At 53.4% G+C, this 17,054-nt stretch carries 17 protein-coding genes; 10 read left to right on the forward strand and 7 right to left on the reverse strand.

Going from position 1 to position 17,054, the window contains the following annotated elements; all coding sequences use genetic code 11:
• Positions 1–7: 7 nt before the first annotated feature.
• Entirely contained in the window at positions 8–1,093 is a 1,086-nt protein-coding gene (locus tag AC0VXT_RS19550) for an ABC transporter ATP-binding protein (RefSeq protein WP_022732812.1), read from the reverse strand.
• 318 nt (positions 1,094–1,411) lie between these two features.
• Between AC0VXT_RS19550 and AC0VXT_RS19555 the strand changes: the two genes are divergently transcribed.
• Complete coding sequence (locus AC0VXT_RS19555; protein WP_101301583.1) at positions 1,412–2,143, forward strand: GntR family transcriptional regulator; 732 nt, start codon at positions 1,412–1,414, stop codon at positions 2,141–2,143.
• Positions 2,144–2,724: 581 nt separating this feature from the next.
• On the forward strand, positions 2,725–4,302 hold the full coding sequence (locus AC0VXT_RS19560) for an aldehyde dehydrogenase (NADP(+)) (protein ID WP_475546752.1): 1,578 nt from the start codon (positions 2,725–2,727) through the stop codon (positions 4,300–4,302).
• 77 nt (positions 4,303–4,379) lie between these two features.
• Here the strand turns inward: AC0VXT_RS19560 and AC0VXT_RS19565 are convergent, their stop codons facing one another.
• Positions 4,380–4,829 carry a PaaI family thioesterase gene (locus AC0VXT_RS19565; protein ID WP_475546753.1) on the reverse strand — a complete coding sequence of 150 codons (450 nt, stop codon included), beginning with the start codon at positions 4,827–4,829 and terminating at the stop codon, positions 4,380–4,382.
• Between the two features lie 301 nt (positions 4,830–5,130).
• Here AC0VXT_RS19565 and AC0VXT_RS19570 point away from each other — a divergent pair, with 301 nt between their 5' ends.
• Both AC0VXT_RS19570 and AC0VXT_RS19575 read left to right on the forward strand, forming a co-directional pair.
• On the forward strand, positions 5,131–5,307 hold the full coding sequence (locus tag AC0VXT_RS19570) for a hypothetical protein (RefSeq protein WP_165792310.1): 177 nt from the start codon (positions 5,131–5,133) through the stop codon (positions 5,305–5,307).
• A gap of 92 nt (positions 5,308–5,399) precedes the next feature.
• Positions 5,400–6,332 (forward strand): LysR family transcriptional regulator, encoded by a 933-nt coding sequence (locus AC0VXT_RS19575; protein ID WP_475546754.1) that lies wholly within the window; start codon positions 5,400–5,402, stop codon positions 6,330–6,332.
• A gap of 30 nt (positions 6,333–6,362) precedes the next feature.
• Here the strand turns inward: AC0VXT_RS19575 and AC0VXT_RS19580 are convergent, their stop codons facing one another.
• Entirely contained in the window at positions 6,363–7,163 is an 801-nt protein-coding gene (locus AC0VXT_RS19580; protein WP_475546755.1) for a sirohydrochlorin chelatase, read from the reverse strand.
• A gap of 365 nt (positions 7,164–7,528) precedes the next feature.
• Positions 7,529–8,440 (reverse strand): LysR family transcriptional regulator, encoded by a 912-nt coding sequence (locus AC0VXT_RS19585; RefSeq protein ID WP_475546756.1) that lies wholly within the window; start codon positions 8,438–8,440, stop codon positions 7,529–7,531.
• 139 nt (positions 8,441–8,579) lie between these two features.
• On the opposite strand from AC0VXT_RS19585, the gene AC0VXT_RS19590 reads away from it, so the two are divergent.
• The gene (locus tag AC0VXT_RS19590) at positions 8,580–9,281 is read left to right on the forward strand and encodes a pirin family protein (RefSeq protein ID WP_475546757.1); all 702 of its coding nucleotides are present in this window, start codon (positions 8,580–8,582) and stop codon (positions 9,279–9,281) included.
• A gap of 37 nt (positions 9,282–9,318) precedes the next feature.
• Complete coding sequence (locus AC0VXT_RS19595; protein WP_475546758.1) at positions 9,319–9,789, forward strand: DoxX family protein; 471 nt, start codon at positions 9,319–9,321, stop codon at positions 9,787–9,789.
• A 115-nt stretch (positions 9,790–9,904) separates the two neighbouring features.
• Here AC0VXT_RS19595 and AC0VXT_RS19600 read toward each other — a convergent pair whose 3' ends face one another.
• The 3 genes from AC0VXT_RS19600 to AC0VXT_RS19610 form a co-directional block, all read right to left on the reverse strand.
• Positions 9,905–11,422: a sensor histidine kinase gene (locus AC0VXT_RS19600; protein ID WP_475546759.1), complete on the reverse strand. Its 1,518-nt coding sequence runs from the start codon at positions 11,420–11,422 to the stop codon at positions 9,905–9,907.
• Positions 11,409–11,891, reverse strand: a complete 483-nt coding sequence (locus tag AC0VXT_RS19605) for a putative pterin-binding protein (protein WP_475546760.1) — start codon at positions 11,889–11,891, stop codon at positions 11,409–11,411. Before AC0VXT_RS19605 ends, AC0VXT_RS19600 begins: the two co-directional genes overlap by 14 nt.
• An 85-nt stretch (positions 11,892–11,976) precedes the next feature.
• A complete protein-coding gene (locus AC0VXT_RS19610; protein ID WP_475548603.1) occupies positions 11,977–13,152 on the reverse strand; it encodes an EAL domain-containing response regulator in 1,176 nt (391 codons plus the stop codon).
• A gap of 159 nt (positions 13,153–13,311) precedes the next feature.
• On the opposite strand from AC0VXT_RS19610, the gene AC0VXT_RS19615 reads away from it, so the two are divergent.
• The 4 genes from AC0VXT_RS19615 (at position 13,312) to AC0VXT_RS19630 (ending at position 16,890) form a co-directional block, all read left to right on the forward strand.
• On the forward strand, positions 13,312–14,283 hold the full coding sequence (locus AC0VXT_RS19615) for a DNA-binding response regulator (RefSeq protein ID WP_475546761.1): 972 nt from the start codon (positions 13,312–13,314) through the stop codon (positions 14,281–14,283).
• A gap of 255 nt (positions 14,284–14,538) precedes the next feature.
• Complete coding sequence (locus AC0VXT_RS19620) at positions 14,539–15,117, forward strand: sugar transferase (protein ID WP_475546762.1); 579 nt, start codon at positions 14,539–14,541, stop codon at positions 15,115–15,117.
• The gene (locus tag AC0VXT_RS19625; protein WP_475546763.1) at positions 15,117–16,340 is read left to right on the forward strand and encodes an outer membrane beta-barrel protein; all 1,224 of its coding nucleotides are present in this window, start codon (positions 15,117–15,119) and stop codon (positions 16,338–16,340) included. Before AC0VXT_RS19620 ends, AC0VXT_RS19625 begins: the two co-directional genes overlap by 1 nt.
• Position 16,341: 1 nt before the next feature.
• A complete protein-coding gene (locus AC0VXT_RS19630; protein ID WP_475546764.1) occupies positions 16,342–16,890 on the forward strand; it encodes a polysaccharide biosynthesis/export family protein in 549 nt (182 codons plus the stop codon).
• Positions 16,891–17,054: the final 164 nt, after the last annotated feature.

Consider the following 17,054-nt stretch of genomic DNA (forward strand, 5'->3'; position numbering starts at 1 on the left):
TTTTCGTTTACGCCAGAACATGTGCGTGTTCAGGCTTCCAATAGGCGATGAACTTGTCCTGGCGCCTTACTGGCGCCTGCCGAAATTCACTTTCGGTCTTCATCAGAGTTATCTCCTTGCCGTCGCTTGTCGTCGCGACGATCCTGACCCACAGTCCGAGGTACTCGACCGTGGTAATTTCGACGGGGATTTGCCCGTTTTCGGTATCTTCCGGCGCGTTTTCGTCCAGACCGATCAGGTCTGTGCGAATGGTGAATTCAAGTTCCTCACCAGCCTTTCCGTCTGCAAAACCGGGCAGGAAAAAGCTGTCAGGTCCACGCGCAAGCAAGGTGCCCGCCGGGCTGGATTGTGAAACCGTGCCTTTGAAAATGTTTTGACCGCCCATGAAATTGGCGATGAACCGCGATTTGGGCTGATTGAAGATTTCCTGCGGGCTGCCTTTCTGGCGAATAATCCCGTCTTCCATCACCACCACCATGTCCGACAGGGCCAATGCCTCGTCCTGGGCGTGGGTGACATGAACGAACGTAATGCCAAGTTCCTGCTGCAACCGGCGCAATTCATCACGCATCCGGGCCCGCAAAAACGGATCAAGCGCCGAAAGCGGCTCATCAAGCAAAAGAACCGAGGGTTCTGTAATCAAGGACCGTGCAAGTGCGATACGCTGTTGCTGCCCACCCGAAAGCTGATCAGGTTTGCGGTCGGCAAACTGTTCCATCTGAACGCGCGCCAACATTTCCTTGGCGCGCTCTTTGCGATCCGGTGCTGAAACACCCTGCATCTTCAGGCCAAAGGCAACGTTCTCCGCACAGGTCATATGCGGAAACAGTGCATAATTCTGGAACATCATCGCCGTGCCGCGTTTGACCGGCGGCAGTTCTGTGACATTGCGATCACCGATCAAAAGATCGCCTTCGCTAATCACTTCATGACCGGCGATCATACGCAAAGTCGTCGATTTTCCGCAGCCCGATGGGCCAATCAAGCAGCAATATGCGCCCGCCGGAATTTGCAGATCAATGGATTTGACCGCCTGTGTGCTGCCATAGAACTTACTGACAGCAATCAATTCAATGGCTCCGTCGCCCTTCATTCGCTCACCCGTCGCTGCACGCAAAATTGTTAACAATATTATTGTCGATTGCTGGCAAAATGCGTGCCACTTGTTCTTATTGGCTGTTTTGTGCGGGAGTCAGCTCAAACACTCATTCAAACCGCAGAAGCCCTGCTTGTTTTCTGCACATCATTTGCGCGTTTTTTACGCATTCTGGTTTGATTGGTGATTATTAATGCAATCATATGGAAAAGGATGAAACTGACCTCTCGGATTTTTTATTGTTAAAATCGTCAACAATTTTGTAGAAATAAACCCACACCTAAAAAACATGAACGAACGGAAAGAATCGTCACGATGGCCAAGGCCGAAGATTCGGGCGCCTACAAGGGCAGCGGGAAGCTCCGCCCGGAGGAAATGATCTATCAGGAAATGCTCGATGCGATTCTTGATCGCAGGCTCGAACCGGGCATGAAACTGGTCGAGGAAGATCTGGCCAAGACGTTTGGCGTCAGTCGGGCGCGCATCCGTGCGACGTTCCTGCAGCTTGCCCATGACAAACTGATCAATCTTGTGCCCAATCGCGGCGCCTTTATTGCCGAACCCACCATCAACGAAGCGATTGAGGTGTTTTCTGCGCGCCGCATGATTGAGGACGGTGTTGCCCGCAAAGTGGCCACCAGCATGACGCCGGAACGTGCCGATCAAATCAGAAGCCATCTGGCGCGCGAACATGCGGCCCACCATGACGGCGACCACCGCGCCGCCATCATTCTGTCGGGTGAGTTCCATCTTCTTCTGGCCCGTCTGACCGGCAATCTGGTGATCGAGGAATTTTTGGAGCGGCTGATTTTGCGAAGCTCACTGATCATTGCGATGTATGAAAGCCCGCAGCCGGTTGATTGCTCCCACAGCGAACATGACCGCTTGCTGGATGCATTACTCGGTGGCGATCCCGATGTGGCGGCCGCCGAAATGTCCCGCCATCTTGATGCCATCCGCGACCGGTTGCAGCTTCAGCGCCCCAAACCCGGAAAAACCGACTTTGCCAGCATTTTTGGCCGCACACCAAGATCCGAAGCCAGCTAAGCTCAATCAAGCCAAGCCAAACCGGACAACTCCCTAGGCCAACATCCTTAACTGTGACTGTGATGGCGCGGCCAACATGGGCAAAGCAATGATGATCCCCGTCATCTCCGGTCATCGCAGGGAACAACATCATGCCCCTGCCGTTAAATGTAAGAAGCAGCTTTAACGTTAGACAGTTTTGCACGGCAGACAGCATATCCATCATGCCGACAACCTGACCAAGTCACGCGCCACAAGGTGCGTGCATCACAGGGCAAAGGCCGGGTATCGAAAATCTGACAATTGACCCGACCCGGTCGAAGCCTCAGGACCAGCCAAAACCGATAGCCGCCGATGATTGTATAAAATATTCAACCATTGCCAGTTGGCTTGCTACTGTCCGGAAAACCATCAAATACGGCCCCGCCGCAATATTATCATATTGTATGATGTTTACATCCGGGGGCCGAGAACCTAAGCTGCGCCGAGTTTATCAGGACTGCGCCCTTTGGACTGCCGCGATGCTTGGCATCTGCCGCGGTCTGAACTGGATTGCGCGGTACATACAAAGTCACAGGACTTACATCTCATAGGAGACCTACATGCTTAGTGGACAGCATTATATCGCCGGTGAATGGCTCAATGGGCCGGACGTATTTCAGGCCGACAGCCCGGCAACCGGCAACAAACTGCCAACCAAATTTCAGCACGGCACCGAAGAACTGGTTGATCAGGCTGTTACCGCCGCACAAGCCTGTGCCGAAGAATTCGCCGCCATGCTGCCGGCCAAACGCGCAGAATTCCTGCGCGCGATTGCCGACGAGATTGATGCACGCGGCGACGAAATCACCGAAATCGGCACCCTTGAATCAGCTCTGCCTGCTGCACGCCTGACCGGCGAGCGCGGCCGTACGGTTGGACAGTTGCGGTTCTTTGCTGACTGGATCGAAGAAGGCTCATGGTTCGAAGCACGGATCGAAACCGCACAGCCAGATCGTCAACCGCTGCCAAAACCTGATCTGCGTGTGATGAACAAGGCGCTGGGTCCGATTGGTGTATTTGGCGCGTCCAACTTCCCGCTGGCCTTTTCGACTGCCGGCGGGGATACCGCATCGGCATTGGCGGCTGGTTGCCCGGTTGTGTTTAAGGGCCATGCTGCCCATCCCGGCACCTCAGAAGTCGTTGCCAAGGCAATTGAAGCCGCCGTTGCCAAAACCGGCATGCCCAAAGGCGTGTTTAGCCTGATCCATGGTGGCACACGCAAAGTTGGTCAGGCACTGGTTGCCCATCCGCTGATCAAGGCGGTTGGCTTTACCGGGTCAACCGGTGGTGGTCGTGCGCTGTTTGATATCGCGGTATCGCGCCCTGAACCGATCCCGTTCTACGGCGAACTTGGCTCAAACAACCCGGTCTTCCTTCTGCCCAAAGCCATGGGCGAAAAGGCCACCGAAATTGCCAAGGGCTGGGTCGGGTCACTGACCATGGGTGTTGGCCAGTTCTGTACCAATCCGGGTCTTCTGATCGCGGTTAAGGGTGCCGATCTTGATGCCTTTGTTGACACAGCTGCCTCTGAGCTTGGTCAGGTTGGCGGCACTGCCATGCTGACCGACCGTGTTTCAAGTGCCTATCACGATGTTACCGACGCCATGAGCAAACATGGCAAAGTCACCTGTGCGCTGAAACGCCGCGATTCCGATGGCAAATTCGAAGGCAGCCCGGCGATCTTCCGCACCACGGCGGCCGATTGGAAAGCCAACCCGGAACTGGCCGAGGAAATGTTCGGTCCGGCCGGCATCATTGTTGAATGTGACAGTGTTGATGAAATGGTCGCCCTGTCGGCAACTCTGATTGGTCAGTTGACCGCAACTGTTCATATGGTTGATGGCGATTCAGACGTTGCAGGCAAACTGCGCCCGGCATTGGAAAAATGTGCAGGCCGTATCCTGATCAACGGCTGGCCAACCGGTGTCGAGGTTTGCCATTCCATGGTCCATGGCGGTCCGTATCCGGCAAGTACGGACTCGCGTTCAACCTCTGTCGGGTCGCTGGCGATCAAACGGTTTATCCGTCCGGTTTCCTATCAGGCCTTCCCGGATGCGCTGCTGCCAGCCGCCATTCAGGATGCCAACCCGCTGAACATTCCGCGTCTGGTCAATGGCAAGTGGCAGATGCCGAAATAAGACCACCAAGGGTCACACAAATGAAAGGCGCGGCCATAGGGTCGCGCCTTTTTGTATGAGGAATGCAAATACCTTTGTCAGGCGTCGCGCGGGATACCGTTGGGATCATCGCTGCCGCGTTGATATTTAAACGTCCCCGTGGCAGTTCCGATCACATCACCGTCGGCGTTATAGGCCGTTGCTTCGGTAAAGACGATCTTGCGCCCGCCGCCCTGCTTCTTGCCGACCACACGGACAGTCCCCGCCTTCCCCATCCCGACAAAATTGGTGGTCAGGGTCAAAGTCACCGTTTTGCGCAGGTTTCCCGGTACCGGACAGTAACAAACAGCATAGCCCGATGCGGTATCCATCAATGTCGTCAACACCCCACCATGCAGGATTCCCACACGGTTGCGATGGCGGTCCTGAATATCGAGCTCAATCACAGCATGGTTTTCCGACCATTCCACCAGCCTGTATCCCAGATGGTTTTGCAGGCCACTGCCACTGGACTGTTCATAGGCAAGATTATCGTCAATTGCAGTCATGGTTGCGACCTTTGTGGTGAAAACTTTATCCAGCTATAGCAGATGTTCACCCGGCAGGTGAAGCATACCAAGGATCGTCAACCATCCCCACCGATCCCACCCCCAAAATACCATATAGATGGCTGGAAGCTTAAATCATGCTGCACAGCAGTATCTATTTAACGTCTTTATTTCAATACCTTAATCCTATCGTTCTCCAAACAAGAACGGGATAGCGGTGAAAGGAGAATAGTCGTCAGACCCGGTGTTTGATATTTCTGAAATCACCGCAGACGAACAGTATGCCGTAAAGGAAAACATCATGACGACGATTGCTTTTAAAGACAGCACCACCATCGAACGTGAAGTCCGTACCGGCTGGTTCACCAGCTTTGTCCGCGCACTTCAGGTTGCCGTAATCATGAAGGCATCGCAGGCCAAAAATCACGCCGAACTGACGGCGGATTGGAACAATGCGTGGCGCAAGGTCGAGGGTTAATTCACCCTCGCGAGCGCCCCGTGCATCGATCTGCAAATCACCGCACGTTCAAAGCGCTTGACGCTTTTGGTTGAACCACCGAAAACGGTTCTATGCAAAAGTTTGATATTGTTACCATCCGGTTGTTTGTCGCCATTGTGCGCGCCGGAAGCATTAATGAAGCAGCACGGCGCGAACATATCGCGACGTCGGCAGTCTCGCGCCGCATCGGCGAGCTTGAGGCCATGCTGGGTGTCAAACTGTTGCGCCGCCTGCCGCGCGGGGTCGAACCGACCGAAGAAGGCGAGATTTTTGCCCGCTACGGCGAAAAGCTTCTGGGTGATCTGAACCATCTTTCCAATGAATTGCGCGATTTCAATGTTGGCGAAAAAGGCAAAATCTATCTTGCCGCTGTCACGTCGGCCATTTTAACCGGCCTGCCAAATTTTCTGGCTGATTTCGAACGCGACTTTCCCGATATCACCGTTGATGTTCGCGAACTGACATCGCGCGAAAGTGCCGAGGCCGTCCGCGAAGGACGGGCTGATCTGGCCATTCTGGCCGATAACAGCCCGCGTGGGGATTTAAAGCATGATGTGTTTTGTGATGATCCGATCTGGGTCGTCACCCCCAAAGGGCACCCCCTGATCAGCGACGGTACCAATCCAAAACCGGTCAAATTTTCCGACGCCGCCAAATACGACATCATCTCGTTACACGAAGGCGGGGTGATTGATGATCTGATCAGCGAAGCAGCATCGAAATTGAAACTCGACATGCACCCGCACATCAAGGTCGTGCGGTTTGGATCCCTGCGTCAGATGATTGCCGCTGGACTGGGCATCGGGTTCTTACGCAAAAGTTCTGTTGCCGGATATGTCGGGCATATGAACATTTCTGGTGCGCCAATTGCTGATGACTGGGCCAAACGTCAATTGTTGATCGCCCATGAAGGCGATGAAAACCTGACAAGTTCAGCCCGGACGTTCCGCGATTATCTGTTGAAAAAGTCGGCAGAAACCAAATTCAAACCCGTTCTGGGATAAAATCCCCCAACCCATCACCAACAACAGCCGTCAGGCCGAACGCGCCATTCTTTCTGACCACAAATCATGACCGGTCGGGCCAAGTGGCACAGCATATTTGCCAAACCGGGCAACATGACGGTTGGCTTCCGCAATGACGAGGGTTGGCAGTTCGTCCCACTGTCCGATTGGCGCAAGAATTTCAATTTCCTCACCCGGACGTGCAGATATCAACTGTGGTAAATCATCGCGCGCATGCATGCCCCCGCCCGCAAGCATCGGGACAATCAACGCATTTTTGCGCGATCCCAAATCGCGCCAGTCAGCCAGCGATGGGTGACCTTCGATATTGCCCACCGTAATTTCCGCCGACGGGCAGAACCGCGACAGGTCATCGGCAAATCGCAAGGTTTCCGGTAAGGCTTCGGTCAGGGTTTTCAAACCATGCGGGACAAGAAACACAGATGTTTCCGACGCCTGCCAACCGCGCCGCGCGATGCCATCCTGCACATGATCGGCAACCATTTGGGTAAAGCCCGGCAAATTGATCGCCGGTGGCAGGATCACCGCATCATCCAGACCGGCATCCTTAAGGTTCTTGGGCAGTTCTTCAAACACCAGATAGCCTTCGCTGAAAAACAGCGGGAAAAGGATCAATCTGTCGGCATCACCAAACTGTTTTAAGTGGTCAAGCTGATCTGAAACAGACGGTTGACTGCGCATATAGCCGAAACTCACACGCCCATCCCAACGATCGCGCACCTTTGCCGCCAGTTGCCCGGCGGGATCACCGCCATTGCCACTGTTGCCATGTGCAACCATCATCAATGTTGGCATTTCAAATTGTGTCATGCTGACCCAACCGTGATTTGGATCTGAACCCAATTGAATGCTTGAAATGGTCGCGAGGAATTTGTGCGGATATCAGGAGCATTACCGCAGCAAGGCTCGCTGCCTTGCAAGGTGATGCGACGTAATAGCCCGTGCAAATTCCTCCGATCCGAAGGACATCAGGACACTCTGCGACCTGCTGCGTCAATCCCCTTGCCCGGGGCACCACCCCGCGCGGCGGAAATTTCCTTGCATGTCTTGCTTGCTCTGATGCCATTTTAAACATTCAATTGGGTTCAGATCCTAGTGTTTCAATGATAACCTAATAGTCAATACGCAGGGTGCAACCGGTTGGATTGCCCCGAGCGCATTTTTGATCAATTTGATTATTGCACCAAATCCCATCGTGGCTGACCGCCGAACCGCTCATGCATGAAATCAACCAGCAACCGGATACGCGATGACAGTTGCCGACTGGGCGGATAAAGCAAATATAAAAACAGTTCCGGCGGCGTGTAATCACACAGGACCGTCACCAGCCGCCCGGTTTGCAATTCCGGCCCGGCAATAAAGGTTGGAATCTTGGCAATCCCCAACCCGGCCAATGCGGCATCACGCAGGACTTCGGCATTGTTACAACAAAACACCCCATTGACCTGAACCGCAACCGGCCCATCCGGCCCGGTCATTTTCCAACTCGCCCCGGATGGCAAATTGCCGTAATGCAGGCAGGGCAATGTGGTCAGAGCCCGAATGTCATCTGGCTCCCCATGGGTGTGAATAAAGTCCGGCGACGCACATAGAACCCGCTTGATCGGAATGATTTCGTGATCAATCAGGGCCAGTGTTTCCGATGGCCGGCTGATGCGAACCGTCATGTCAAAACCATCGGAGACCGGATCGATAAAGTGATCATTTAGCGCCAGCTCGACCCGAATATCTGGATACAGACCAGCAAAATCGACCAACGCCGGGCCAAGATGCAAAGTGCCAAACGACATTGGCGCATTGATACGAATGTCACCAGACGGGGTTTCACGGCTTTCGCGAATGGATTCTTCAGCCTCCCCCAAATCGGCAAGGATCCCCTTGGCCCGCTGGTAATAGGCCTGACCACTTGGGGTGACTGAAACCTGACGGGTGGTTCTGTTTAACAACTGCACGCCAAGATCATCTTCAAGGGCCGCCACCGCCCGGTTTACCTGTGAGCGTGATTGACCAATCTTGCGCGCGGCCGCGGCAAAACTGCCGTCTTCGACCACACGAATGAATGTTTGCAAGCTGACCAGCTTGTCCATTTTTCCTGACCCTGTCCCGTCTATTACTCTGCTTATTGTCGCATACTATGCAACGCTGTGGGCATTATTACATGAATTGTCTCATTTTGTGAAAAGGGTATTGTGCTTCCAACACAACGATCAACCCATGGAGGCAGACATGCTGACCAAAATAGACGCCAAAACACGTGGCCGCGCACAGTTTGGCTGGTTGGATTCCAACCACAGCTTTTCGTTTGGCCATTATTATGATCCCAACCGCATGGGATGGGGCCCGCTTCGGGTGATCAACGAAGACCGCGTCATTGCCGGGGCGGGTTTTGACACCCACGGTCACAAGGATATGGAAATCATTTCCTATGTGCTCGAGGGTGCGCTTGAACATAAAGACAGCATCGGCACCGGTTCTGTAATCCGTCCGGGGCGTCTGCAACGCATGACCGCAGGAACGGGCATTCGTCACTCGGAATATAACCACTCGAAAACCGATCCGGTGCATTTCCTGCAAATCTGGGTCATTCCCGAAGCCGCCGGACTTGAGCCAGGGTACGAGGAAAAGGAAATTGCACGCGGTGATACCGGTTCTGGTTTATCTTTGATCGGGTCCCGCACGGGACGGGATGGCTCAATCACCATTCATCAGGATGTCGATCTGTATGTCGCGCATCTTACGGATGGAGAAAGTGCCAACCACAAGATTGCAAAAGGACGCCTTGCCTGGGTGCAAGTCGCACGCGGCAGTCTGACCGTAAATGGTGAAAGCCTGAACGCTGGTGACGGTGTGGCGATCAAGGATGAAGACGAACTTGTCTTCACCGACGCCACAAACGCCGAAGCCCTTGTTTTTGACATGGTCCCCTGATCCGCAACACCGGACAGGCGATATATTGGAGAACGTTATGACTGAGTTTTCACATAACAAACCGCGTGCGATCATTCCGGCACTTGAACCGCTATGGAATGTGCTTGAGCCCCTGTCACCTGTCATCATTCGTGTGACAACCGGCCTTTTGATGGTGCCGCACGGCGCACAGAAACTGTTTGGTGCCTTTGGCGGCTATGGCCTTGAAGGAACAGCCGGTTGGCTTGAAAGCATCGGGTTTGTGCCGGGCTTTGCCTTTGCGCTGATGATCGGACTTCTGGAATTTGTCGGTGGCTTGATGCTGACAGTGGGGCTGTTGACCCGCCCGGTTGCCGCAGCCGTTCTGGTCTTTATGGCGATTGCCGTCAGCACCCATTTGCCAGCTGGCTATTTCTGGAACGAGGGTGGTTTTGAAATGCCGCTGATGTGGGGTTTGCTGGCCCTGTCGGTTCTGATCCGGGGCGGCGGCAAATTCTCGGTCGATCAGAAAATTGGCTATGCCTTCTGATCGTCTCCGATCGGCATATCTTACAAAACGGGCGACCTTTTCAGGCGCCCGTTTTTCTTTTGCGCCGTTAAATCCCGACGTTGCAAAGACCAAAGCAGGTGGCTGGTGTCACGACTTAACGCAACAGGGCATTCAAATCACTTGGCCCTTCGTGAACAGACTGGGCGCTAATAGCGGCATTCTGATCTGGTTTGGGCAACCGGATCACGAATTCAGCCCCGCCAACATCACGACCGGACAACGTCAAATCACCGTTAAAATCATCCTGAATAAGCTTGCGACAAATCGGAAGCCCCTGCCCGGTACCAACACCGCGTTCCTTGGTCGTAAAGAAGTAATCAAAGATCCGATCACGTACGTCATCGGGGATACCGCCCCCGTTATCACGCACATGGATATAGACATTTTTGTCATCAGACTTGACCAGAATATCAATCCGGCCACGTCGCTGACTGGTTTCCTTGATCGCCTGTGACGCATTAACGATTAGATTGATTAACGCCTGAGACAGATGGTTGCGACGCCCCCTTATATCGGTGACATCGGTTTGCATGCTCACATCGAGTTCCGCGACATGTTTGATCTCGTTGCGCGTCAGGGTGATGGCCGTATCAATTTCTTCGCTGATTGAAATTCGTTCAACAACATCGGTTGCCGGATGGGCAAATTTTCGAATGCCCCGCACAATTTCAGCAATCCGGTTCAGTCCCTGAATGCTTTCATCAATCGCCATCGGAATTTCTGCGGACAGAAAATCGATCTTTTCAGCCTTAAGATTAAGCCGGGCGGCCTTTTCGGGGTGATCGTGCTCGATCGCGCCCACCAGATCGGCAAAGCTGTCTGCCAGAAACTCCAGATTGTTCTGGATGTACTGTGCCGGGGTATTGATTTCATGGGCAACACCGCCTGCCAGCGTCCCAAGCGCATGCATCTTGGCGTAATCAGCGGCCTCTTCGATGATGGCCTGTTCCTGACGGGCTTTCTGTGCAGCAATATCAGCCGCAAAAGCGCGCTGACGCTGCCGGATCATAATCAAACCCAAAAAACCCATGGCAAAGATGCCAAAAAAGAACAGATAGGTCAGCAACGCGATATCGTTCTTCACGGCCGAAATATTGTTGGTGTTATAGACCGATACGAAATTCGTGGTGCGCACCACGGCCTCCTGTAGCGGATCGCCCAAAGGCTCAAGCAATCGGCCGAGTTCGCGTATCAGCTCGACAGGTTCGCTCATGACGACGATCTGATCATCAATCACCGTAATCTGCTTTTCCAGCGTCGCAATCAGGTCTGCAACTTCCGGCACAGAATGCAACACGGTGAACCCTTCGCCATCGCGCAGCAAAAACACGCGACTGACCAGAAGCTCATATCCGAGAATAATCTTTTCAACCGATTCTTTGGTTACGTCGCGTGTCGCCAATGCCGCCTGAATATCACGCTGCAAAACGAGATACTGCCGCTGGACCTGAAACACTGCCCAAACGAAGTTTTCACGATAGGTAAATCGTTCATCTTCGAGTTTATGGGTGATCGACGTGGAAAGAGCCGCGTAAAGGATCAGGAACAAGACCAAAACGACAAAAACAGCCCGTCCCGGTATGTTTGCAAAGAATGATTTAGTTTTGGCCATCAATCGCCTTCACCTGCCAGACCGAATAGGCCCAATATGCGTCGGTCTGAAAACGGACGTCCTTGTCATAGGGAAAAACCACCCAAAAAGGACCTTTTTCACGCACCGACATTTCCGCGTCATTAAGGTGATAGGCCAGGATCGCACCATCGGACCGCAAAACATTGGCTGGCACCATGACACTATAATCATTTAGGGCCGAAACCCGCACCGTATCGGCATCAATGCCATAGGTATCAAGCAACAGCTTGAATTCCACACCCTTGAATTTCTGAACACCCGTAGTCCATGGGGTCGAGGTATAAAACTCGGTCGCGGGCATCTCCATGAGCGTTTCCATGGGTACTTCTACCCGCGCACCATCTGTCTTTGCGAACGTTACACTTTCACCCGCAAAGGCAGGAGCACCAAACAGGCCAAGTGCGCCAACAAACATCACAAGCAGTTTAACGCAGATTTTGATCCTCATCGTCATCCCCTTACGCATGATTAAACAGTGGTCATGCTGACATTGTTTCACAATGGTATTACCGAAAAGTTCCCGTATTTTTCAATCAACCGCAGTCACTTAATGCGATCTGTGCAGCAGCTTCCCATTCTTCGAGCGGCACAGGAGCCCCCAAGTAGAAGCCCTGCATCTCGGTGACGCCGTGAATTTGCAGACGGTCGGCAAGATCGCGGTTTTTAATACCCTTGGCTGAAAGCGACAGGCCAAGCTTACTGCAAACACGTGCAATCCATTCAACAAAGGCATCATCAAGCAAGTCGGTCGTCACACCCGCGACCAAATCACGGTCAAGTTTGACCCCGGCAAAGGCCTCATCACGCAGCAAGTCCAGTGAATTATTACCCGAACCAAAATCATCAATGAAAAGTGCGATCCCGCGTTCACGCAGACGACGGGCATTGGCAATCAGGTCGTGATCATTCACCGAAATCTGACGTTCAGGAATCTCAAAGGAAACAACAACGCCGCGCATCCGCATTCTTTCGTAAAAGCGGATGATCTGTTCAAGGAACTCCGGGTGTTTCAGCGAATAGACCGACAGATTAAGCCCGATGTATGCCGCATCCCCCATCAGGTCATGATACCTTGGCGCCATGTTAATCATGACGGTCATCATCTGACTTGTCAGACGATTGATGACCGGATGGTTGTGGCACGACGCAAAAATTTCCTCGATGCTGTAGTCTTTTTCCAGCATCGGCATCCGGCACAGAATTTCACTGCCCGACAGGCGAAGGTCATTTGCGCGGAAACGCGGTTGCAGCACCGGGCGAAAGTCACCGCGGTCAAGTGCGGCGTTTACGGCCAACGCGGTAAGTTTGCTATCGGCTTTTCGCACCGGTTTTTTCAACCGCATCACACGGTCAATGGCGTCTTTTAGCACGGAAACCGATACGGGTTTTGCCAAAACACGCGTTACCATCGCCTGACTGATGGCGTCGCGCAGGGACATGCCCGACATGTTTGCCGCCAGAAGGATACGCGGGACATTGGGCGCATTACGCGCCGCACGTTGCAAAAAACAGTCACCCCGCCGGGTCGCAACCATATCAGCAATAATCAGATCAACCCGCCCAGCGTTTTCACCAAGCCACTCAAGGGCCTGTTCAGCGTTGGTGAAGGTGACAAAATCGAAGCATCCCGACAGCGCGCGACGTACCGCAGCCAGCAGGTGTTCGTCATTATCAACCATCAAAACGACGGGGGATGTGTTGCCAACCATGTCCACGGGGGACGTCTCCAGATTGCCTGCGTTTACTGCCCGGCACATATCAACAGGCTGGATCAACCAAGGGTGAAATCATGCGCGGACTTTGAAGTCGTACAGAATAGTGTCAGACTACCCCTGTTCGATATCCCCATTTGAGGAGGGCATGACCAAGTGCCGGTCAATTTACCGACCCGGATCGCATTTGTTGACGATGATGCGAACCTTTTATCATCGCATCGACGCAATTTCGGGCGCCTGAAACCCGATTGGGACGCCGCCTATTTTACCGATCCACACGTGGCGCTTGAGGCCATCACTGCCCAATCGGACATTACGGCAGCTGTGCTTGATATCCATATGCCCGGAATGTCGGGGTTGGAGCTGGCGAGCGCACTTCGCGGTGTCCGGCCTGATCTGATCCTGATCATGTTGACCGGCTATGCCGATCTGCAATCTGCATTAACGGCGGTTAACGAGATTGGCGTATACCGGTTTTATCCAAAACCAACCAATCTTCAAACCATCATCGACGGGATCGAAAACGAACTTAACCGCCGTTACGAACAACATGAAGACTCACTGCCCACCGCATTTCTTGACCTGTTTCAACTTGGCGTGGTGGCCATTGATGAAACACGGTCGATATCGCACATGAATGCGCAGGCCGCCGAGGTGGTACGCACATCATCGCTGGTGCGGATCGGCACGCAAAACAATCTGGTTTTCACCCCGATGCCCGACGGGCTCGAAAGTTTTTTACATCCCACCGCCAATCTTGCGCCGCGCCGTCAACAAAGTTTCTCGCTGGAACATGATGCTGAAAAACTATCATTGTTTGTGCGCCGGATGCCCAAAACATCCGATGGAACCACAACCTTTATGGTCATTCTGGTCAACCCGTTGCAGCAATGCCCACCAGCCATTGATGATCTGATGGATCTGTTTGGCCTGACCCGGTCCGAGGCAAAACTCACCCAAAAACTGACCGAGGGGCTTTCGCTTGATCAGGCCGCCGAAACGGTTGGTATTTCAAGCAGTTCGGCGCGCACCTATCTTAAAACCATCTTTTCGAAGATCGGGGTCAACCGGCAACCACAATTGATGAAAACCGTTCTATCCACCATCCCGTCTTTGCGATCCTAAACAAGGATGAACCACAGAGAGGTTTGGTAACACGACCAAAGACCTGCAACATATCACCTTGAATTACATCATTTCCGCGCTACCCTGAGTTTAATATACTGCTATGCTGCATTAGGGGAATGTGGGGGCATCAAGGGGTTGGCTGTCGTCAAAACAAATCCATCGCGGTCCTGTGTTATACGCCCGCGATTACCTGTGCCGCGGCCAAAGCCGGTGTGTTCACCGCACCCATACCGCAAACGATATTGCGATCTATTGCTGGCAAGCATCGCTATCCTTGCCTGTGCGCCACTCATGCTGTGTATCTATGGTCTGATCCGGTGTTGCGGTTTTAACCAGCCGGTTTTCACCCAGAAACGGGTTGGACAGAACGGTAAGATTTTTACCATCTTCAAATTCCGGACCCTGCACGACATCCCCATTCAATCGCAAGATTTCTCAGCTGCTCATTGGTCGAAATCGATGCTGTCCTTGCTGAGATGCAGTGGGTTTGACGAACTGCCGCAACTTTTCAATATCTTGCGCGGGGATATGTCACTGGTGGGTCCAAGACCCCACACAATTTCCGACCACATTCTTTTTGCGTCCATGCTGCCCGAATACGAAGCCCGACTGGTGGCCAAGCCGGGCTTAACCGGCTGGGCGCAAATACGGGGCTGGCGGGGTCCGGTCACATGCCAACGTCATCTGGCCGAACGTGTGGCGCACGATCTTGCCTATATCTCAAAGCAGCATTTTTTCTTTGATCTAGCCATTCTGGTCGGCACGGTTTTGCTGCCATTAACCGCATCAACAAGGCGCTCAGGGCTTCTTCAAACCAAGGATGTTTCCTGATGGCGGCCGGACGTTTGATAATTACGGTATTTGCACCGGTTTTAGCCCTTTTCCTTGTCCAGACATCGGGTCACACACAAACCAACACACCGTCTGAGGACAGCGGCATCCGAATGGGTCGGTTTGTAATATCGCCCGATGTTTCTGTTCGTGAACGGTTTGATGACAACATCTATCTGACCGACGACACCCCGACATCAGATGTCATCACCGAAATCGCACCGCGTTTGCGCCTGCAATCTGAATGGCGTTACCTGAAACTTTACGTCGGGGCCGGTGCGGAACTTGGGTTTTATGCCGATTCTGACGACGACAATTATCAGGATGGCGATGTCCGTAGCGGTATCGCCCTTGATATCGGCCCCAATACCGTTCTTGACGGTACATTTGAATGGCACCGCGCCCATGATGCCCGTGGGGGAAATGATGTCCCCACCGGCGCAACCAAGCCGGTTGTCTTTAACGATGTCCGGGCCAGCCTTAACGCGCAACACATCACCCAAAATCTGCACTATCAAACCGAACTGGCCTTGCGCCGTCTGGATTTTGACGACGCCACCGACCAAAACGGCAATCGCATTACCAATGATGATCGCAACCGGATTGAAAGCCGCGAAACCATCCGGGTGTTGATGCCCCTTGATCTGGGCCGCGAAGCCTATGGCGAGTTTAACCTAAATCAGCGCCAATATGACCGGACCCCCGATGATGACGGCCGGGTGCGTGATTCCGCCGGGTTTCAAATGCTGGCCGGTCTGCGGTTTGATCTGACCAATCTGATTACAGCCGACGTTGCCGCAGGCTGGATGACCCAAAGTTACGCTGATCCGGCATTTGGCAATATTGCCGATTATACGCTCCGCGCTGATGTGAACTGGGCCGTCACACGGTTGACCAGCATCGGCGTCAACGCCGCCCGACAGGTCCGCGAAACAACCCTGCCCGGGGCAAGTGGTATTCTGGCCTTTGACTTTGGCGCAACCGTTTCACATGAATTGCGCCGCTTTCTTTCCATCACCGCCGACGCGCATTACACCGACGAAGCGTTCCGCCAAACCACGCGCCATGACCGCACGACGGGTGTCGGGCTGGGCATGACATATCAGCTCAACCGCTTTGCCCGGTTTGATGCCGGGATTGCCCATGACATGCGAAACTCGACCAGTTCGGCTCATGACTATCGCCGTTTTCAAACGCAATTCAGCCTCAAGCTGGAGATGTAGGATGCTTAAACACCCAAACGCCCTTTTGATGATGGTTCTGGCTTTCTTAACCGTACTCTCGGGCGGCGCAATCCCGGCAGCACATGCCCAAACCATTTATCACATCAACTCGGGGGATACGGTCCGCGTCACTGTGTTTGGCGAAGCAGACCTATCGGGTGAGTTCACCGTCGATGCCAACGGACGGATCAACATGGCGTTGATCGGGTCGGTCGATGTTCGCAACCTGACTGCCGACCAAACCCGTCAAAAAGTCCATGATGCCTATCAGGACGGCTATTTACGCCAGCCCGACATCGCGGTTGAAATCATTGCCTTTCGCCCGTTCTTCATTGTCGGCGAGGTCAATCAACCCGGCTCCTATGACTATGTGCCGGGGATGAATGTGCTCAATGCCATTGCACTTGGCGGCGGCATGACCTATCGCGGCGATGAAGATGACGTCGAAATCCTGCGCGGCAATGACACCGACCGGATTGCCATACCCGCAACCCTGGCCACGATTGTCATGCCCGGCGACATCGTCAGGATTGCTGAACGGTATTTTTAGGCTCAAGATCAAAACACTTCGAACCAACATCTTTACGATACATCCTGCTGTGGATTTAGCGCCAAACGCCGCCGCCCTTGGAAACCTTCAACAGTGCGTTGAATGTTCCCGGTGTTTTAGATCCTGATATCTTTACCTTTGCCCCTGATCCGTGATGAAATCGC

It is taken from the genome of Thalassospira sp. Z349TD_5 (genome assembly GCF_056173045.1).

Excerpts from the sequence above, each read along its gene's own strand:
- AC0VXT_RS19570 (WP_165792310.1), top strand. The coding sequence starts at position 5,131 with ATGACGACGATTGCTTTTAAAGACAGCACCACCATCGAACGTGAAGTC.
- AC0VXT_RS19580 (WP_475546755.1), bottom strand. The coding sequence starts at position 7,163 with ATGACACAATTTGAAATGCCAACATTGATGATGGTTGCACATGGCAAC.
- AC0VXT_RS19630 (WP_475546764.1), top strand. The coding sequence starts at position 16,342 with ATGCTTAAACACCCAAACGCCCTTTTGATGATGGTTCTGGCTTTCTTA.
- AC0VXT_RS19585 (WP_475546756.1), bottom strand. The coding sequence starts at position 8,440 with ATGGACAAGCTGGTCAGCTTGCAAACATTCATTCGTGTGGTCGAAGAC.
- AC0VXT_RS19560 (WP_475546752.1), top strand. The coding sequence starts at position 2,725 with ATGCTTAGTGGACAGCATTATATCGCCGGTGAATGGCTCAATGGGCCG.
- AC0VXT_RS19595 (WP_475546758.1), top strand. The coding sequence starts at position 9,319 with ATGACTGAGTTTTCACATAACAAACCGCGTGCGATCATTCCGGCACTT.
- AC0VXT_RS19565 (WP_475546753.1), bottom strand. The coding sequence starts at position 4,829 with ATGACTGCAATTGACGATAATCTTGCCTATGAACAGTCCAGTGGCAGT.
- AC0VXT_RS19575 (WP_475546754.1), top strand. The coding sequence starts at position 5,400 with ATGCAAAAGTTTGATATTGTTACCATCCGGTTGTTTGTCGCCATTGTG.
- AC0VXT_RS19550 (WP_022732812.1), bottom strand. The coding sequence starts at position 1,093 with ATGAAGGGCGACGGAGCCATTGAATTGATTGCTGTCAGTAAGTTCTAT.
- AC0VXT_RS19555 (WP_101301583.1), top strand. The coding sequence starts at position 1,412 with ATGGCCAAGGCCGAAGATTCGGGCGCCTACAAGGGCAGCGGGAAGCTC.
- AC0VXT_RS19600 (WP_475546759.1), bottom strand. The coding sequence starts at position 11,422 with ATGGCCAAAACTAAATCATTCTTTGCAAACATACCGGGACGGGCTGTT.
- AC0VXT_RS19610 (WP_475548603.1), bottom strand. The coding sequence starts at position 13,152 with ATGGTTGGCAACACATCCCCCGTCGTTTTGATGGTTGATAATGACGAA.
- AC0VXT_RS19590 (WP_475546757.1), top strand. The coding sequence starts at position 8,580 with ATGCTGACCAAAATAGACGCCAAAACACGTGGCCGCGCACAGTTTGGC.
- AC0VXT_RS19605 (WP_475546760.1), bottom strand. The coding sequence starts at position 11,891 with ATGAGGATCAAAATCTGCGTTAAACTGCTTGTGATGTTTGTTGGCGCA.
- AC0VXT_RS19625 (WP_475546763.1), top strand. The coding sequence starts at position 15,117 with ATGGCGGCCGGACGTTTGATAATTACGGTATTTGCACCGGTTTTAGCC.